We start from the raw sequence: 5,475 nt of genomic DNA, 5'->3' as shown, positions 1-5,475 counted from the left end.
TTAGATACCGGCAGCTACCTATCCTCCCGGGCCGTCACCAGCCAAGTACTTTCGGCGTATAAGAGCTTAACTTCTGTGTTCGGGATGGGAACAGGTGTACCTCTTAGCTATCGCCACCGGAAATTGAATTAACTTTTTTAATGTGCTTTGGGAAGAATGTTCTGCCATCTTCCCCTCTTTCCTCTGGCGAAACGATCTTCCAACGGTCGTGCCGCGTCGCTTGCCGCTCCTCGCACTCCTCGCTGTCACCAGTCACCACCGGAAATTGTATGGTACTTAACAAATAAGCACACTCAAAACCATATAATATACTACTCAACTTCACTCTTTTTTCTTGTTTCTTTGATCAAGCCCTCGACCTATTAGTATCGCTCAGCTGCATACATTACTGCACTTCCACCTGCGACCTATCAACCTCATAGTCTACAAGGGGTCTTACTCCTTAAAGGATGAGAAGTCTTATCTTGAGGGGGGCTTCACGCTTAGATGCCTTCAGCGTTTATCCCTTCCGCACTTAGCTACCCAGCTATGCCCTTGGCAGAACAACTGGTACACCAGAGGTGCGTCCATCCCGGTCCTCTCGTACTAAGGACAGCTCCTCTCAAACTTCTTACGCCCACGATGGATAGGGACCGAACTGTCTCGCGACGTTCTGAACCCAGCTCGCGTGCCGCTTTAATTGGCGAACAGCCAAACCCTTGGGACCTACTACAGCCCCAGGATGCGACGAGCCGACATCGAGGTGCCAAACCTCCCCGTCGATGTGGACTCTTGGGGGAGATAAGCCTGTTATCCCCGAGGTAGCTTTTATCCGTTGAGCGACGGCAATTCCACTCTCATACCGCCGGATCACTAAGCCCTACTTTCGTACCTGCTCGAAATGTCTCTCTCGCAGTCAAGCTTCCTTATGCCTTTGCACTCTTACGCATGATTTCCGACCATGCTGAGGAAACCTTTGGGCGCCTCCGTTACTCTTTCGGAGGCGACCGCCCCAGTCAAACTGCCCACCTGGTACTGTCCACTGCCCGGATTACGGCACAGTGTTAGAGTCCCAACATCAGAAGAGTGGTATCCCAAAGGTGACTCCCCTAAGACTGGCGTCCTAGGTTCTCCGTCTCCCACCTATTCTGTACATCCAATGCCGAGATCCAATGCCAAGTTGCAGTAAAGCTCTACGGGGTCTTTCCGTCCTATCGCGGGTAACCGGCATCTTCACCGGTACTACAATTTCGCCGAGTCCCTTGTTGAGACAGCGCCCAAATCGTTACGCCATTCGTGCGGGTCAGAACTTACCTGACAAGGAATTTCGCTACCTTAGGACCGTTATAGTTACGGCCGCCGTTCACCGGGGCTTAAGTTCCATGCTTCGCTTGCGCTAACATTTCCCCTTAACCTTCCGGCACTGGGCAGGCGTCAGCCCGTATACTTCATCTCTCGATTTCGCACAGACCTGTGTTTTTGCTAAACAGTCGCTTGGGCCTATTCTCTGCGACCACTTTCGTGGCACCCCTTTTCCCGAAGTTACGGGGTCATTTTGCCGAGTTCCTTAACAAGGGTTATCTCGCTCATCTTAGGATTCTCTCCTCGCCTACCTGTGTCGGTTTGCGGTACGGGTACCTTGTTTCCTTCCTAGCAGTTTTTCTCGCCAGTGTGGATTTGGCTGCTTCCATACTTGTTTTCTGTCCCCATCACAGCTCAGCCTTACAGTGGAGCGTACTTCACTACCCCACAAGCCTTACTGCTTGGACGGGCTCTACCATCAACCCGCTCAGCCTATCCTCCTGTGTCACTGCCTCAGTATAACGTCTACAAGGTAGTACAGGAATATCAACCTGTTGTCCATCGCCTACGACCATCTAGTCCTCGGCTTAGGTCCCGACTTACCCTGGGAGGACGAGCCTTCCCCAGGAAACCTTAGGCTTTCGATGGGAAGGATTCTCACCTTCCTCTCGCTACTCATGCCAGCATTCTCTCTCCTATGCAGTCCACCACTCCTCTCGGTATGGCTTCTATCCGCATACGATGCTCCTCTACCACTCCTTACGGAATCCATAGCTTCGGCGGCAGGTTTTAGCCCCGGACATTTTCGGCGCAAGACCACTCGACTAGTGAGCTATTACGCACTCTTTAAATGAGTGGCTGCTTCTGAGCCAACATCCTAGTTGTCTAAGCAGTCCCACATCCTTTTCCACTTAACCTGCACTTTGGGGCCTTAGCTGATGATCTGGGCTGTTTCCCTTTTGACCACGGAACTTATCTCTCGTAGTCTGACTCCCACTTACTAATATACGGCATTCGGAGTTTGATAGGGTTCGGTAAGCTTTGAGGCCCCCTAGCCCATTCAGTGCTCTACCTCCGCATATCTTCCAGTGAGGCTAGCCCTAAAGCTATTTCGAGGAGAACCAGCTATCTCCGAGCTCGATTGGAATTTCTCCGCTATCCACAAGTCATCCCCGCATTTTTCAACATGCGTCTGGTTCGGTCCTCCACGGTGTCTTACCACCGCTTCAACCTGCTCATGGATAGGTCGCCCGGTTTCGGGTCTACATCATGCAACTTTTGCGCCCTATTCAGACTCGGTCTCCCTGCGGCTCCGGCGCTTAACGCCTTAACCTCGCTGCATAACGTAACTCGCTGGCCCGTTCTACAAAAAGTACGATGTCACACTCTCTAATAGTGCTTCATCTGTTTGTAAGCATAGGGTTTCAGGTTCTCTTTCACTCCCCTCCCGGGGTCCTTTTCACCTTTCCCTCACGGTACTATTCCGCTATCGGTCATCAAGTAGTATTTAGCCTTGGAGGGTGGTCCCCCCTGCTTCCCACCGGGTTCCTCGTGTCCGGTGGTACTCTGGTACCAGCCGTGCAGTCTTCTCTTTCGTTTACAGGACTTTTACCTTCTTTGGTGCGGCTTTCCAACCGTCTTCAACTAGATACCTCTGATCACTTACGCTGGCCCACAACCCCATTCGTCCGAAGACAAATGGTTTGGGCTCTTCCCCGTTCGCTCGCCGCTACTGAGAGAATCTCTTTTGATTTCCTTTCCTCCGGCTACTTAGATGTTTCAGTTCACCGGGTTCCCCACATACACCTATGAATTCAGTGCATGTTGACAGCTAATTACAACTGCCGGGTTTCCCCATTCGGACATCCATGGATCAATGTTTGCTTGCAGCTCCCCATGGCTTTTCGCAGCTTACCACGTCCTTCTTCGGCTCTTGATGCCAAGGCATTCGCCCTACGCTCTTTTTAGCTTGATCTTCATCATTTCCTAATGATTCGCTTCTTCTCAGCTTTTATTCGCAAAAATTATAGTAATTTTTTACCCTAAAAGTTTTTTAAAAAGCTTTAAGTTTTGTTTTTCGCATATTATATGGTTTTCAATGTGCTTTCTCTCGCACGCTTTCGCATGCTTGGTGGGCTCAAGTGGACTCGAACCACCGACCTCACGCTTATCAGGCGTGCGCTCTAACCTGCTGAGCTATGAGCCCGCATACATTTCTTTACTCACTTCTCGTAAGTAATGGTGGAGATGAGCGGAATCGAACCGCTGACCCCCTGCTTGCAAGGCAGGTGCTCTCCCAGCTGAGCTACACCCCCATTTCTTTGTGAGTGCCCTTCCCGCTTTGGGATTTGACCTTAAAAAACATATAGCGCAAAAGAATAGTTTAAACAATGCTCCCTTGAACTCACTATTCTTCGTCCAAACTCCCTCGCTTCTTGTATCACTCTTTCGAGCTTTACACCTTAGAAAGGAGGTGATCCAGCCGCACCTTCCGATACGGCTACCTTGTTACGACTTCACCCCAGTCATTGGTTTTACCTTCGACGGCTCCCTCCTTGCGGTTAGGCCACCGGCTTCGGGTACCCCCAACTTCCATGGTGTGACGGGCGGTGTGTACAAGGCCCGGGAACGCATTCACCGCGACATGCTGATTCGCGATTACTAGCAACTCCGACTTCATGTGGGCGGGTTGCAGCCCACAATCCGAACTGGGACCGGCTTTTTGAGATTCGCTTGACCTTACGGTTTCGCAGCTCTTTGTACCGGCCATTGTAGCACGTGTGTAGCCCAAGACATAAGGGGCATGATGATTTGACGTCGTCCCCACCTTCCTCCGAGTTGTCCCCGGCAGTCTCATTAGAGTTCCCGACTTTACTCGCTGGCAACTAATGATAAGGGTTGCGCTCGTTGCGGGACTTAACCCAACATCTCACGACACGAGCTGACGACAACCATGCACCACCTGTCTCTCTGCCCCGAAGGGAAGCCATATCTCTATGGCGGTCAGAGGATGTCAAGCCTTGGTAAGGTTCTTCGCGTTGCTTCGAATTAAACCACATGCTCCGCTGCTTGTGCGGGCCCCCGTCAATTCCTTTGAGTTTCAACCTTGCGGTCGTACTCCCCAGGCGGGATACTTAATGCGTTTGCTGCGGCACAGACATCTTATGATGCCTACACCTAGTATCCATCGTTTACGGCGTGGACTACCAGGGTATCTAATCCTGTTTGCTCCCCACGCTTTCGTGCCTCAGCGTCAGTTACAGTCCAGAAAGCCGCCTTCGCCACTGGTGTTCCTCCTAATATCTACGCATTTCACCGCTACACTAGGAATTCCGCTTTCCTCTCCTGCACTCAAGTCTGACAGTATCAGATGCAGCCCCCGGGTTAAGCCCGGGTATTTCACATCTGACTTACCAAACCGCCTACGCACCCTTTACGCCCAGTAATTCCGGACAACGCTCGCTCCCTACGTATTACCGCGGCTGCTGGCACGTAGTTAGCCGGAGCTTCCTCCTTGGGTACCGTCACTTCTTCGTCCCCAAGGACAGAGGTTTACAATCCGAAAACCTTCTTCCCTCACGCGGCGTTGCTGGGTCAGGGTTGCCCCCATTGCCCAATATTCCCCACTGCTGCCTCCCGTAGGAGTCTGGACCGTGTCTCAGTTCCAGTGTGGCCGATCACCCTCTCAGGTCGGCTACTGATCGTCGCCTTGGTGAGCCTTTACCTCACCAACTAGCTAATCAGACGCGAGCCCATCTACAAGCGATAAATCTTTGACCTCTCTACCATGCGATAGCGTGGTCTTATGCGGTATTAGCAGTCGTTTCCAACTGTTGTCCCCCTCTTGTAGGCAGGTTGCTCACGCGTTACTCACCCGTCCGCCACTAAGTCAAATTGAATTCCTTCCGAAGAATTCCTTCAAAGTGCTTCGTTCGACTTGCATGTGTTAAGCACGCCGCCAGCGTTCGTCCTGAGCCAGGATCAAACTCTCAAATTAAAAATTTCAAACAGGCTTGCGCCTGTCCTTTTCCTCTTTAAAAAAGAAAGTCTGTTCGCTTCCTAGCTCGTTCATTACTTAAGCTATGTTTGCTTGTTCTTTTACGCTATATTGTCTTTTCAAGGTTCTTTTTGCGCCTTTGTTACGCCCTTTTTCAAGGCCCGTTTCTCGAGCGCCTGTTTATCATACCAAATCCC

Annotated in this window: 2 tRNA genes and 3 rRNA genes; all 5 read right to left on the bottom strand. The window is 51.2% G+C overall.

Annotated elements, in window-relative coordinates:
• Positions 1-5: 5 nt before the first annotated feature.
• The 5 genes from rrf to H8693_RS10600 all read right to left on the bottom strand — a co-directional run bounded on the left by rrf (position 6) and on the right by H8693_RS10600 (position 5,278).
• Positions 6-121 (bottom strand): 5S ribosomal RNA (rrf, locus tag H8693_RS10620).
• Positions 122-342: 221 nt separating this feature from the next.
• Positions 343-3,256 (bottom strand): 23S ribosomal RNA (locus H8693_RS10615).
• Between the two features lie 154 nt (positions 3,257-3,410).
• Positions 3,411-3,487 (bottom strand) — tRNA-Ile (locus H8693_RS10610).
• A 33-nt stretch (positions 3,488-3,520) separates the two neighbouring features.
• Positions 3,521-3,596, bottom strand: a tRNA-Ala gene (locus H8693_RS10605).
• Positions 3,597-3,747: 151 nt separating this feature from the next.
• A 16S ribosomal RNA gene (locus tag H8693_RS10600) occupies positions 3,748-5,278 on the bottom strand.
• Together the 16S, 23S and 5S rRNA genes with 2 tRNA genes alongside form the textbook arrangement of a ribosomal RNA operon.
• Positions 5,279-5,475: the final 197 nt, after the last annotated feature.

This window comes from Guopingia tenuis, assembly GCF_014384805.1.
Classification (GTDB): Bacteria; Bacillota; Clostridia; order Christensenellales; family Christensenellaceae; genus Guopingia; species Guopingia tenuis.
This window is presented reverse-complemented; position numbering and strand designations above follow the sequence as displayed.